Genomic DNA, 12717 nt, shown 5'->3' with positions numbered 1-12717 from the left:
CAGTTGGGCTACTGGACGAGCTTGAGCAGCCTGTTCGGCGAGCCGCTGCCCGCGCTGGTGACCACACCGGTGGTGGCGCCGTTCACGAGGGCCGAGGCGACCTGTGCGGGCGTGGCGGAGGTGTGGCCCGCCAGGTAGACGGCCGCTGCGCCCGCGACGTGCGGGGTGGCCATCGAGGTGCCCGAGATCGTGTTGGTCGCCGTGTCGCTGGTGTTCCAGCCGGCCGTGATGGAGACGCCGGGCGCGAAGAGGTCGAGGCGGGAGCCGTAGTTGGACCAGCTGGCCTTGGCATCCGTGCTGCTGGTGGCGCCCACGGTGATGGCGGCGGAGACACGGGCGGGCGAGTACGCGGAGGCGTTGGCGCCGTTGTTGCCGGCCGCCACCGCGTAGGTCACGCCGCTCGCGATGGAGTTCGACACCGCCGTGTCCAGCGCGGTGCTGGCGCCGCCGCCCAGCGACATGTTGGCGACCGAGGGACCGCTGTGGTTCGCGGTCACCCAGTCGATGCCCGCGATGACGCCCGCGGTCGTGCCGGAGCCGGAGTCGTCCAGCACCCGGACGGCCACGATCTTCGCGGCCTTGGCCACGCCGTACGTGGAGCCCGCGATGGTGGTGGCCACATGGGTGCCGTGGCCGTTGCCGTCCGAGGCGGTGGTGTCGCCGTCGACGGCGTCGTAGCCGTACGAGGCCCGCCCGCTGATCTGCGAGTGCGTGATCCGTACGCCGGTGTCGATGACGTACGCCGTGACGCCCGCGCCCGCCGTGTCCGGGTAGGTGTACGTGCCGGACAGCGGGAGGGCCGCCTGGTCGATGCGGTCCAGGCCCCAGGGGGCGCTGGTCTGGGTGGCGTCGACGTGCACGCGCTGGTTCTGCTCGACCGAGGCCACCGCCGGGTCGGCGGCGAGTCTCTTCGCCTCGGTCTCCGAGAGGCCGGCCGCGTAGCCGTTGAGCGCGGTGCCGAAGGTCTTCTTCACAGTGCCGCCGTACTTCGATATCAGGCCCTTGCCCGTGGCCGAGGCGGCCTTCAGGCCCGCGCTCTTCTTCAGCGTGACGATGTAGCTGCCCGGGATCGCCTCCGGCGAACCGGCCGCGAGCACGGTGCCCTCGGCCGGAGCGGCCTGGGCGGGGAGAGCGGTCACTCCGCCGATCAGGGTGGCGGCGGTGGCGACGGAGATCGCGGCGGCGATCCGGATCCTCTTCTTGCTGCGCTGCTGTGCCATTACGAGGGAGTCCTCCTCTAGGCGGTGCGCGCCCGGCGGGCGCGCAACTGTGGGGGTGGTGTGCGGGATCGCACACGTGCCCAGGAACTGGGCGTTCCGTTCCCGGGCGATCAGCAAGCGTGGCGGCTCTACGGGCGTAGATCAAGGGTCTTGAGTGAATGTCATATCCCTGACATGAGAGTGAAACTGAAACCGCGTCAGTCGCGAGGGGGTCTGTGCCAAAAGTTCTTGTCATGAGCACTACCCGTCAGTTATGTGGCGTGCTATGACGGTTGAGGCAGAGATCCTGCTAAGGGAGGTTTCATGAGACGTTCCCGACCCGCGGCATATGTTGCCTCGTTATTCCTCGCCGTCGTCTGCACCCTCACCGGGGCCGCGACGGCGAACGCGTCCCAACTGGCGGCGGCCACCGGCTATGTGGCCCTCGGCGACTCCTACTCCTCCGGTGTCGGAGCCGGCAGCTACGACAGCTCCTCCGGCTCCTGCAAGCGCAGCACGCGCGCGTACCCCGTCCTCTGGGCAGCGGCCCATTCACCCTCGACGTTCGCCTTCACCGCCTGCTCCGGAGCTCGTACGAGTGATGTCGTGGCGAACCAGCTCGGCCCGCTCGGCTCCGGCACGGGCCTCGTCAGCATCACTGTCGGCGGCAACGACGCCGGTTTCGCGGACGTCATGACGACCTGTGTGCTCCAGTCCGAGAGCGCGTGCCTCGCGGCCATCGCCCGCGCGGAGGCGTACATGGACTCGACGCTGCCCGGCAACCTCGACAACGTCTACACGGCCGTCCGCGGCAGAGCCCCGGCCGCCCACGTCGTGGTGCTCGGCTATCCGCGCTTCTACAGACTCAACGGCTCTTGCGTGGCGGGCCTCTCCGAGACGGAGCGGTCCGCCATAAACAACGCCGCGGACCATCTCAACAGCGTGATCGCGAAACGGGCCGTCGATCACGGATTCACCTTCGGCGACGCCAACACGACGTTCGCGGGCCACGAGATCTGCTCCGGCAGCGCGTGGCTCCACAGCGTCAACTGGGTCAACATCGGCGAGTCGTACCACCCGACGGCCACCGGACAGTCCAGCGGTTACCTGCCGGTGTTCACCTCAGCGGCCTGATTTCCGCGAGCAGTACCCCCGACTGGTTTGCCGGTCTCGGGTGCAGGCAGCCCGGTTGCCGCAGTGGACGGCGGTGACCGGGCGTGCCGCGATACGTGGCAGAAGACGCCGTCCGGGCTGAGTGGCGCTCAGGTCACAAGCAGTACGCCGTGCCGCTCCTCGAGCCAACTGACGCTGATCACGCCGTCGGCGGCCGCGTTGACCACGAATGTGGCGAGGTCCGTGTTGAGCGGAACGGTCATCTTCGGCAACCGCAGCGTGTGCAGCAGGTCCCCGCTGCGGGCGTCCAGGACGAGCAGCTCGGGATGGAGGACGCGGCCCCTGTCCCCTTCGGAGACCGCCGGGAACTGGACGACGTAGACCCGGCCGTCGGCGATCTCGGAGAAGCCGAACACATGACCCGACGCAGCCGGGTGCTCCCAAGCGCGCTTGCCGGACTGCGTGTCGTAGGCGGTCAGGACGGTGGGGTCGCCGTTCAGCGGGTCCTCGGGGTCGGTGCTCGAGACGATGACGCCGTCCCCCGCGTCGTCCGGGGCCCAGGAGTCGCTGGAGAACTCGGCGCGCAGCCTGGCTCCCTTCCGGCCGACGTCCAGTACCTGGACGGTGGCCGGTCTGCCCCTCCCGGTCCGGGCGCCCGGGGCGACGGCGACCAGCGTGTCGTCGTCTGCCTTGAAAAGCTCTTGCTGGACGGCGCGCTTCCACAGCACGCGGCCGGTGCGGTTGTCGACGCCGATCACCACGTCCTCGCCGTCAGAGGACCTGCAGCCCAGCTCGACGGCGGTCAGATGCTCCGGCAGGTCGTGGACGGCCCAGGGGAGGGGGTGCGCGCAGGAGCGAGGGACCTTGAGCGTCCACAGCTGCTTCCCGTCACGCTCCGAGAAGGCGGCCACGCCGCCCGGGCTCTGGGCGACGACCTGGCCGTCGCCCAGGTGGACACTCTGGAAGCCGTCGCGCGAGAAGTCCGTACGCCACCGCACCTTCCCGCTGCGCAGGTCGATGCCCACGAGCCTCCCGTCCCCGAACCAGGCCACCACCGTGCCGGCCGACACCGCGACCACGGGCATGTCGGCCCCGTCGTCACGCCGCTCGTAGCGCCAGTACTCGTTCTCCGTACGCAGGTTCAGCACCCGTACGCCGGAGTTGGTGGACTCGATGGACAGACCGTGGACGAGGGCTTCGGCGCCCGTGGAGTGGCGTGTGACGTGGGACGGTGCGGAGGGAGCCGCGGTGCCGAACGCGGTGGGGAGGGCGCCGTGGGCGCCGGTGACCACGTCCCGTTCCTGGTACCACTCGACCAGCTGTCCCAGCAGGACGAGGACCAGCCCCACCACCAGGAAGACCAGTCCCTTGCGCGCCGCCGCCGGGTCGGGACTCCCCGGTAGACGCACCAGCTGTTGCACAGCAGCCCCCCGCAGGCCGACTGCCCGATCACCGTGATCCGGGACTCGCACTCACTGCTCAGGAGTGGTCTCCGTCTGGCAGGTCACCGAGAATGCCACGGAGTTGGAGTGCGTCTCCACCGGGCTGCGGACCTCCACACTGATCTCGTTGTGGTACGTCCCGTCCGCCTCGTATGTCAGCTCCACGTGGTTCACCTGCTTTGTCTTTCCGCCGCCGGAGGGGAACGACAGTGTCTTCCAGCCCGGGTCGGACGACTCGCCGGTCTTGGTGACCCAGCGGTAGTCGACCTCCGCCGGGACCTGGCCCACCGTGAACGTGGCCGTGAACGTGGGCGCCTCGGCCTCCGGCGGCGGGCAGGTGCCGGTGTAGCTGCCGCGGACGGCTGCGACGGTGACCTTCACGGACTGGGCCGGCGGGGACGTCGTACCGCCGTGGCCGCCGGTCGTGGACCCGCCGTTGGTGGACCCGCCGTTTGTGGACCCTCCGTTCGTGTAGCCGCTGCTCGGACTTGCGGAGCTGCTGCCGTCCGTGGTGCTGCCGCCGGTCGTACTGCTGTTTCCGCCGTTGCCGCTGCCGCCGTCGTTTCCTCCCGTGCCGCCTCCGGCCGTGGTGCTGCCGTTCCCGGAGCCGTCGCCTGAGTCGTCCCGGTTGACCAGTGCGTAGGTGAGGCCTGCGAGGGCCAGGGCGAGGGCGACCATGCCCGCGACCAGCACCACGACGGTGCGGCGTGGATGTGCCGGTGCCGTCGTGGTCGTCGTCGCGGGGCTCGCGGGCGATGAGGCGTACGAGGATGATCCGTCGGGAACCGGGACGGGGCGCGGTGGTGTGGGCGCCGGGCCGGGTTGCCGGAGCGCCGTGGCCGTCGGCAGCGATGACAGCGCGGACGACTGCGTCGCGCCCGCGCGCGGGGTGCCGCCCGCGGCCACGGTCCGCAGATCGCGCTCGGCGGCGGCTGCGGAGACGCGCTCCGCCGGATCCTTGCGCAGCAGCGCCTCGATGACGGGCGCCAGCGGACCCGCGCGGCGCGGCGGCGGCAACTCGTCGTCCACGACCGCCCGCAGCGTGCTCAGCGGGGTGTCCTGCCGGAACGGCGAGACGCCCTCCACCGCCGCGTACAGCAGCACGCCGAGCGACCACAGGTCGGACTCCGGCCCCGGCCGGCGCCCCAGCGCCCGCTCCGGGGCCAGGAACTCGGGCGACCCGACGACCTCCCCGGTCATCGTGAGCGCCGAACTGCCCTCCACTGTCGCGATGCCGAAGTCGGTCAGCACGATGCGCCCGTCGTTCGCGATCAGTACGTTGCCGGGCTTGACGTCGCGGTGGAGCACCCCCGCCTCGTGGGCGGCGCGCAGGGCGGCCAGCACCTCGGCGCCCACCTGCGCGGCGCGGCGCGGGGACATGGGGCCCTCCGCCTCCAGCACGTCGGAGAGCGAGAGCCCGCGGACCAGCTCCATCACGATCCAGGGGCGGCCCTCTTCGGTCGCCACGTCGTAGACCGTCACGACGTTGCGGTGCGGGATACGGGCGGCCGCCCAGGCCTCGCGCTCGAGCCGGGCGTACAGCCGGTCGACGTCGCTTGCCGGGAGCCCCGCTGGTGCGCGTACCTCCTTGACCGCGACTTCGCGGCCCAGGACCTCGTCGCGGGCCCGCCACACCGTGCCCATGCCGCCCTCGCCCAGCGGCGCGAGAAGGCGGTAGCGGCCCGCGATCCGCCGGGGCCCGCCCACCCCGTCGATGCCCGGCTGTGCACTCACGGGCGCCCCCCATTCGCAGTGGTGCGATTCTCCACAAAAGTAGCTCAACCGAGCGCCGTTGCCGCCCCCTTCAGCACCAATCCGCAGCCGACCGCCACCACGAGGCAGGCCGAGCCGAGCGGGACGACGCGGCGTACGCCCGCCGAGAGGCGCCCGCCGAGACGTCCGCGCCTTCGGTGGGGACGGTCGACGAGCGCCTGCACCAACCGGCCCCCGACCCGCACCACCGCGAACCCGGCCGCCGTGAGCGTCACGGCAAGCCCGGCGCCGTACGCCAGCACGAGCAGAAACCCGAACCACGCCTGCCCCAGCGCGGCCGCCCCGACGAGCACGACGACCGCGGACGGACTCGGCACGAGGCCACCGGCGAAGCCGAGGAAGAGGGTGCCGCGGAGGGTGGGGGCCCCGGCGTCCGCGTCCGCCTTTTCGGAGCCGGCGCGTCGGTCCGCTCGCGGGTGTCCGTCCGGGTGGGCGTGCCCGTCCGTGCGCTCGTGCCCGAGCGCGGGCGAGTGCGCGTCTGCGCATGGGTGTGCGTGGGCCTGTCCGCCCGACTCGGTGGGTCCGCCCGTGGGGGCGTGCGGACTTGAACCGGCACGCGTACGCGGGTCGGACTCCGCTGCTGCAGCGGTGTCGCCGTCCGTCCAGCTGTCCGCGAGTGGATGCTCGCGAGCGCGTGCGTGCGCGGTCTCGTGATCGTGCGAGGGGCGCTGCGGGCTCGCGGGCATGTGTCCGTGGGGATGCGCGTGGCCGTGTGAGTGGTCATGTGAGTGGTCATGTGCGTGGCCGTGCGCATGCGTATGCCCCCGTTGTCGCCAAGCCCTCCGCAGGAGTCCCGCTCCCGCCACCGTGACGAGGGCGCCGCTCGCCACGCCCAGCCACGAGATCACCGACGGGGCCGCGGCCGAGCCGGCGGCGATGAGGAGGCCGAGCACGATCACGCCGAGCGTGTGAGTGACCGTCACGGAGGCGGCGAGCGGGAGGACGTCACGGAGGGTGGCGCGGCCCCTGGCCGCCGCGGTCGCGGCCATCAGGGTTTTGCCGTGGCCCGGGGCAAGGGCGTGCATGGCGCCGAGTACGACCGCGATGCCGAGAGCCAGGGCCGCGAAGGCGGGCGTGAGGTCGTGCCGGGCGACCAGGCCGGTCAGAGCCTGCGTCCAGCGGTCCGCGCCGCGCGGCAGTACGGAGAGGGTGGGCGGAGCGGCCCGCTCGTCGGCGATCGCCGGGCCGCCGGGAACGGCGCGCAGCGATGCGGACGTCCGGTCCGGGGGCGAGGACAGCAGTCGCTGCGGATAACGGGTCAGCCGACCGGACACCGACCCCTCCGGCACGTCGGACGGGGCGAGCGTCCTGCGGTCACCGCGAGCCGTGATCTCCCGCCAGCCCGGGCCACCGTCATCGGCCGCCCGGAAGCCGACGGTGGCGGCCCTCCCCTCCGGCAGGGGAGCAGTGAGCCGGCACTCCAGCCGGAGCGTGGAGAGCCCGGCCTGGCCGGGCCGCACGCGCGCGTGGCTCGCCTCGACGGCGAGTCGGACGGCATGCCCGCCCACCTCGACCCGGCTCTCGTCGGCGGCCGCCCGGCATCGCTCGCGGGCCCAGCCCGCCATCCCCAGCTCCTTGATCCGCGGCTGGGCCTGCGTGGCCGGGATCTCCGCGAGATCCTCGACGTGATCGACCCGCAGCATGTCAGGTGCCGCGACCAGTCCGTCGTACCGGTTGACGGTGAAGTTCCCCAGCGGATGGGCGCTGGCCCCCGGCGCGGACAGCAGCACGAGTGCGGCTACAGCCGCGAGCAGCGCCGCGCCGGCGGCGAGCGGATTACGACGGATCACGGTTCCCCCTGTGGGACAGGTGCGGGTCTCGCGGGTAGCGCCCGCCGGTGCGTGTCCTGGTGCGGCCCGGTGGGTGGGCACAGACCTGCGGCGGGCTATCGGCGTCCGCTCTGCGTTCACCTCGCACCCCCGAGTCCCGCCAGCATCTCCCGTGCCACCCGCGAACCCACGGGCGAAAAGCCGGGGTTGAGCCGCAGGGCGGACTCGAGTGAGCGGCGGGCCGCTGCCGTGTCGCCCGTGGCGTGTTCGATCAGGCCGCGGTGGTACAGGAACGTCGCGTCGCGGAAGCCGGTGGACGCCGCCCGCCGGGCGTACGGGAGGGCCTCCTTGTCGCGGCCGTTGACGTGCAGGGCCCAGGCGAGGGCGTCGGCCGTGTGGACCGTGTGGCGGCGCGACCACTCGGCGCGGGCCGCACGCAGCGCCGCCTTCCGGTCGCCGTGGTCGGCGGCCGCCAGCGCGGTGTCCAGGTCCGCGTTGACGCCGTTCGCGCGCGCGAGCCCGGTCCAGGCGTCGATCAGGTCGTACTGCTCACGGGCCTTGCCCTGCTCGCCCTCGGCCTCGTACAGCTCGCCCAGCTCCACGAGCGGGCCGGGCAGCGGATACCGGGCCACGACCTGCTCCAGGCCCCGGATCGCCTCCGCCGTCTCGCCGCCCGCCGCCTGTGCCCGCGCGCGACCCTCCAGCGCCGGGACGTACGCGGGGTCGGCGCCCAGCGCTCGCGCGAAGTGCTTCAGCGCGGTCCCGTACTCGCCCTGCTGCCAGGCGAGCCGCGCCAGCGCCGTCGCCACGTACGCCACGTCACCGGGCGCCGTCGCCGAGGCGAGCGCGCGCCGAAGGACGCGCCGCGCCGCCGGTACGTCGCCGCGCAGCTCCTGCACGTACGCGTACCGCGTGAAAACCGGGATGCCCGGCCGCCGCGCGTCCGCCTCGTCGGCGTCGCGCAGGGCCTTGTCGTAGCGGCCGAGTTCGACGAGGGCGTCGATACGCGACGACAGCGCACGCTCGTTGTACGGGTTCTCGGCGAGTGCCCGCTCGGCGTGGCGCAGGGCGCCGCGGAAGTCGTGCCGGGCGGCCGCCAGGGCGGCGCGGCCCGCGAGCGCCGGGTCGTTGCCGGGCCGCAGGGACAGCGAGCGGTCCAGGGCCCGCTCGGCCTGCGGATAACGGGACGGGTCGCCTTCGGTCCGTGCCTGCTCCACGTACGCGACGCCGAGCGTGGCCCAGGACGTGAAGTCCTTGGGCTGGGCGCGCAGATGGGACTGGAGCGCCGAGATCCGTGCCGTCAGGTCACCGCTGATCTGTGCCGTCAGGTCACCGCCGGCGAGCAGCTGCGGCGCCGTCGCGGGCACGGACGCCGTCGTCGCCGGATCGCCGGACCCGGTGCCCAGAACGACGGCGCCCGCGGTGAACGCGACGGCCAGTGCGGCGGCACAGGCCGCCAGGCGTCCCGCTCGTCGCCGGGCGGTACCGGCGCGTTCGGTTTCCCCTCCGTGGGGCGTACTGCGCGGGGGCATGCCCCCTCCTTCGTCCGTATGCGGTCAGGGCTGGTCATTAGTCGGGTCGGTGGAGCGGCGCGGCCCGCGGGGCGTGGGGGACAGGAAGCGCGGGCCGCGCCGCGGCACATGTGTGCGGCGTCAGAAGCCGCGGTTCCGCTGCCGCCTGCGCCACCACAGCAGGCCCGTACCGATCAGCAGGAACCCCGCCCCGGCCGAGGCCGCCGAGACCACGAGCAGCGTGTCGTCCGATGCGCCGGACGTGCCCGCGGGGCCGGCGCCCAGCTGGGTACGCACATCGCCGTTCGTACCGCCGGCCGGCTTGGCCGTCTTGCCCCGCGAGCCCGCGGTCGGATTGGCGACGTACGGGAAGGACGAGCCGAACTTCTTGTCGTTCGCGTCGACCGCGTCGCCCAGGTCGTTCTTCTGCCCGACCAGCTCGCCCTCGACGACCTGCAGCGAGATGTCGATGACGTCGTCGGTGAGCCGGCGCCCGTTGGGGAATCCCGCGTTGTCGCCGTCGAGCACCCCGAGCCGCTTGGGCTGCGCGGTGGGCTGGATCGAGGTGTTGAGCCGCAGTGCCTCCGCCGGGCGGACGTTCGGCGGCTGGTTGAGGCCCTGCACGCCCTTCAGGAAGACGTCGACCAGGTCGTTCCGCGGCTCGGCCGGAGCCTTGATCTTGTAGATGGCCTCGATGAGCTTGGGCAGCTCGGGCTTGGTCACGAACGGCAGGAACTGCGCGTCGTTCCACGGCGAGGACGCGTTGAACCTGTCCTTGGCCTTCTGCGGAACGACGACCTCGTTGACCAGCGGCATGCCGAGCCGCGACACCTGCGTCCAGTGCCCCTGGGCGTTCTTGCGCTGCGTCGTGGACCAGATCCCGACGACCGGCTGCTCGTCGGACTGCCGGATCCACTTGCTCGGCAGCTGCAGGGCCACGGTGTTGACGTTGTAGCCCTTCAGCGTGTCCCGGCCGACCTCCGACAGATCACCGCCGTACAGCAGGTCGAACACCCGAAGATCCAGGAAGAACGGGTCGTCGGCCTGGCCCGCGAACGCCTTGGCGCCGCCGGTGAGTTCCCGCACGGCCCGGTCGCGCAGCTTCTGGTAGTCGGGCATCGACGCCTTGCCGACGTTGGACGGCGCGACCGGCACGTCGTCGGCGAGCTTCGTCTTCGAGACGAGCTTCTGCTGGTGCAGCTGCAGCAGGTCGATGTCGTACGTCTGCGTGACGTTGAGGTCCGGGTCGTCCAGGCTCTCGACGGGCCCGGTGTTGTACAGGAAGGTGTTGCCGTTCTTCACATGGGTCCTGAACGTCCACCGGTACAGCAGATCGCCCTGTGCGTCCCCGTCGCTGTCGATGTGGATGTCGTACTGGGCGTCCTCCGCGAACTGGTAGAAGTTCGGCCCGCCCGCCGGCTCCTCGAAGGGGATCCAGTTGGCCACGATCGTCGTCGTGTCGGGGTGGTCGGGGCTCACGAACGCGTACAGGTCCGTGTTGTCGTACTGCGGCTGCCCCGAGATCAGCGGGGCCTCCCGGTGGCTGGAGGCGCGGGCCGCCTCCAGTTCGAGCGCGGTCACGCCGGCGGCCACGAGTCCCCCCGCGGCCAGCGCACCGCACACGAGGGCCGCAAGACTCCTGCGCCCCACGCCGCTCCTGGCGAAAGCTGTCATGCCGTCCGTCCTCACGTCCCGGGCGGTGTCCCCGGCGGGGCCCTCGTGGGGAGGGGCCCGCCGGCACGCGCCGTGTCCGTTGCCTGATGCACGCCATTCGGAGCGGTCGGCGGGGCGGATTGGTCGGACTTCCGCCCGCGTTTTCGGGCCGCCCGCCCGTACTCCCATCCGGAAGCCACCGGGCTCCGAATGACAGACGTGGACTTCGGACTCGGCGTCCGGGCGACCGGGGAGGCCGTGGTGGGCGGCCGGAGAGGGGGGACGAGTGGAGCCGGAGGAGTTGCTGGTGCTGGTGGCCCATGGCGACCAGCAGGCCTTCGAGGAGCTGTACGGCGTGGTGTCCGGACCCGTCTACGGCCTCGTACGGCGGGTGGTGCGCGACCCCGCCCAGTCCGAGGAGGTCGCCCAGGAGGTACTGCTCGAACTGTGGCGCTCCGCCGCGCGGTTCGACCCCGAGCGGGGCAGCGCCCTCGCCTGGATCCTCACCCTCGCCCACCGCAGGGCCGTCGACCGGGTGCGCAGCGCCCGCGCCGCGAGCGAGCGGGACCAGCGCATCGGCGGACGCGCCGACGGGCCCGCCTTCGACCAGGTCGCGGAGGCGGTGGAGGCCGGCCTGGAACGCGACTGGGTACGCCGCTGCCTCGACGGACTCACGCAGTTGCAGCGCCAGTCCGTCACCCTGGCCTACTACGAGGGCTACACGTACCGTGAGGTGGCCCAGCGGCTGTCCGTACCGCTCGGCACCGTCAAGACGCGCATGCGCGACGGACTGACGCGGCTGCGCGAATGCCTGGGGGGCGCGGTATGAGGCGTGACCTCCATTCGCTCGCCGCCCCCTACGCGCTCAACGCGCTGGACGGCCGGGAACGGCGCCGCTTCGAGAGGCATCTGGGGCGTTGCGACCGTTGCGCGGGAGAGGTGCGCGCGCTGACGGAGGACGCGGTCCGCCTGGCCTGGTCGGCCGCGGCCCCGGCACCGCCCGCCCTGCGGCAGCGGGTCCTGACCGCCGTACGCACGACACCCCAGGAGACACCACGGCCGGAGGCGGCACGGCAGCAGCCACGCGCGCGTGGCCCTGAACGCCCGCCACGCGCACGTGCGTTGTTCGTCCCCTTCGCGACCGCCACAGCCGCCGCGGCCCTCGTCGTGGCCGCCCTCTTCGGCGTCCAGCTCGACCGCGCCCAGGACCGACTCGAGCAGGAGCGGGCCGTCGTGAGTGAGATCGCCCACGTTCTGGCGGCGCCCGACGCGCGGTCCACCGGTCAGCAGGACGCGCAAGGCCGCGGCATCAACGTCGTCGCCTCCGCTACGCAACGCCGGGCGGTGGTGACCGTCACGGGCCTCGGCGCTCCGCCGGGCGACCGGGTCCACCAGCTATGGGCCATGGAGGAGTCCGGTACGCCGCGGTCCCTGGGCCTGCTCGACGGCGACACGCCGAAGGTCGTCGCCGACTTGAACAAATCGGCTACTTCACTTGCCGTCACGACAGAACCCGCGGGCGGTTCACGCCAGCCCACCAGCGCCCCTCTTGTCCAACTCACCCTGAAATAAGTCGGATTCGGACAGTGACTTCCAACCCCCTTATGGGGGAAGTGAATCCATTGACCGGGATACACGGGTGTCCTGACGGGGCGATAGGGTTAACCTGCCCGGGCCGGGTGCCCGCCGTATGGGTGGGTTGACGCGTGGGGAGTGTCATGGAGCAGATAACAGTGCGCAGCAGGGCTCGTGTCCCTGCGATCACGTGCGGGAGCAGCGCGACCAGCGCGCGCCTGGACCGCCATCTCTCGGTGCTGGGCGGCCCCGCCGTCCCGCAGCGCGAGGCGGCCGAGGCGACGTCGCTGATGCGCGAGATAACCAAGCGGGACATCGCGCACGACCGCAGCAGCAGGGGGGCGCGCTTCAGTCGTCTCTCGCTCTTCGCACCGCTGCGTCGTCTGCGGCGTTCGCTGTTCGGCGGCCGCTGAGAGGGCGCCGTCAGCGGCTTCCGGCCGCAGATACGTTCCGCGCGCAGGCGGACACACCTTCCGGCGCCCCGCTGCGATCTCCGCGTCCGTCATCCCCACGGCATGCGGCAGCGCCCCGGTGTGTTCGCCCGCGCGGGCACCGGCTTTCACACGGCACCGTCCCCAGTGCCGTAACCATCCGGGATGTGTCCCCAACCTGCCCCGCGCGTAACACCTTTGTCATACGGCGCTGTTGACGCAGCAATGTGGTGAGGCCAGGGTGGCTGATC

At 72.2% G+C, this 12717-nt stretch carries 9 protein-coding genes and 1 pseudogene; 4 read left to right on the top strand and 6 right to left on the bottom strand.

The window, feature by feature from the left end:
• Window positions 1-8: 8 nt before the first annotated feature.
• On the bottom strand, window positions 9-1220 hold the full coding sequence (locus ABT009_RS06690; RefSeq protein ID WP_351290254.1) for a S8 family peptidase: 1212 nt from the start codon (window positions 1218-1220) through the stop codon (window positions 9-11).
• 303 nt (window positions 1221-1523) lie between these two features.
• Between ABT009_RS06690 and ABT009_RS06685 the strand changes: the two genes are divergently transcribed.
• A complete protein-coding gene (locus tag ABT009_RS06685) occupies window positions 1524-2333 on the top strand; it encodes an SGNH/GDSL hydrolase family protein (RefSeq protein ID WP_351290252.1) in 810 nt (269 codons plus the stop codon).
• 128 nt (window positions 2334-2461) lie between these two features.
• Here the strand turns inward: ABT009_RS06685 and ABT009_RS06680 are convergent, their stop codons facing one another.
• From ABT009_RS06680 to ABT009_RS06660, 5 genes and pseudogenes are all read right to left on the bottom strand, one after another.
• Entirely contained in the window at window positions 2462-3733 is a 1272-nt protein-coding gene (locus ABT009_RS06680; protein WP_351290250.1) for an outer membrane protein assembly factor BamB family protein, read from the bottom strand.
• 51 nt (window positions 3734-3784) lie between these two features.
• Window positions 3785-5488 carry a serine/threonine-protein kinase gene (locus tag ABT009_RS06675; protein ID WP_351290248.1) on the bottom strand — a complete coding sequence of 568 codons (1704 nt, stop codon included), beginning with the start codon at window positions 5486-5488 and terminating at the stop codon, window positions 3785-3787.
• Window positions 5489-5532: 44 nt separating this feature from the next.
• The gene (locus tag ABT009_RS06670) at window positions 5533-7317 is read right to left on the bottom strand and encodes a nickel transporter (protein WP_351290246.1); all 1785 of its coding nucleotides are present in this window, start codon (window positions 7315-7317) and stop codon (window positions 5533-5535) included.
• Between the two features lie 116 nt (window positions 7318-7433).
• Window positions 7434-8843: pseudogene (locus ABT009_RS06665) on the bottom strand (tetratricopeptide repeat protein); the annotation flags it as partial.
• A 105-nt stretch (window positions 8844-8948) separates the two neighbouring features.
• Window positions 8949-10481, bottom strand: a complete 1533-nt coding sequence (locus ABT009_RS06660) for a DUF4331 domain-containing protein (RefSeq protein ID WP_351290242.1) — start codon at window positions 10479-10481, stop codon at window positions 8949-8951.
• Window positions 10482-10746: 265 nt separating this feature from the next.
• On the opposite strand from ABT009_RS06660, the gene ABT009_RS06655 reads away from it, so the two are divergent.
• From ABT009_RS06655 to ABT009_RS06645, 3 genes are all read left to right on the top strand, one after another.
• Window positions 10747-11289, top strand: a complete 543-nt coding sequence (locus tag ABT009_RS06655; RefSeq protein ID WP_351290240.1) for a sigma-70 family RNA polymerase sigma factor — start codon at window positions 10747-10749, stop codon at window positions 11287-11289.
• On the top strand, window positions 11286-12032 hold the full coding sequence (locus tag ABT009_RS06650; protein ID WP_351290238.1) for an anti-sigma factor: 747 nt from the start codon (window positions 11286-11288) through the stop codon (window positions 12030-12032). The genes ABT009_RS06655 and ABT009_RS06650 overlap by 4 nt, the downstream gene beginning before the upstream one ends.
• A 146-nt stretch (window positions 12033-12178) precedes the next feature.
• The gene (locus ABT009_RS06645) at window positions 12179-12448 is read left to right on the top strand and encodes a hypothetical protein (RefSeq protein ID WP_351290236.1); all 270 of its coding nucleotides are present in this window, start codon (window positions 12179-12181) and stop codon (window positions 12446-12448) included.
• Window positions 12449-12717: the final 269 nt, after the last annotated feature.

Origin of the sequence: Streptomyces sp. NPDC002896 (assembly GCF_040295225.1) — a bacterium.
Classification (GTDB): domain Bacteria; phylum Actinomycetota; class Actinomycetes; order Streptomycetales; family Streptomycetaceae; genus Streptomyces.
This window is presented reverse-complemented; position numbering and strand designations above follow the sequence as displayed.

What these genes read in the sequence shown, in the direction of transcription:
- ABT009_RS06645 (WP_351290236.1), top strand. Translation starts at nt 12,179, where the DNA reads ATGGAGCAGATAACAGTGCGCAGCAGGGCTCGTGTCCCTGCGATCACG.
- ABT009_RS06650 (WP_351290238.1), top strand. Translation starts at nt 11,286, where the DNA reads ATGAGGCGTGACCTCCATTCGCTCGCCGCCCCCTACGCGCTCAACGCG.
- ABT009_RS06685 (WP_351290252.1), top strand. Translation starts at nt 1,524, where the DNA reads ATGAGACGTTCCCGACCCGCGGCATATGTTGCCTCGTTATTCCTCGCC.
- ABT009_RS06690 (WP_351290254.1), bottom strand. Translation starts at nt 1,220, where the DNA reads ATGGCACAGCAGCGCAGCAAGAAGAGGATCCGGATCGCCGCCGCGATC.
- ABT009_RS06660 (WP_351290242.1), bottom strand. Translation starts at nt 10,481, where the DNA reads ATGACAGCTTTCGCCAGGAGCGGCGTGGGGCGCAGGAGTCTTGCGGCC.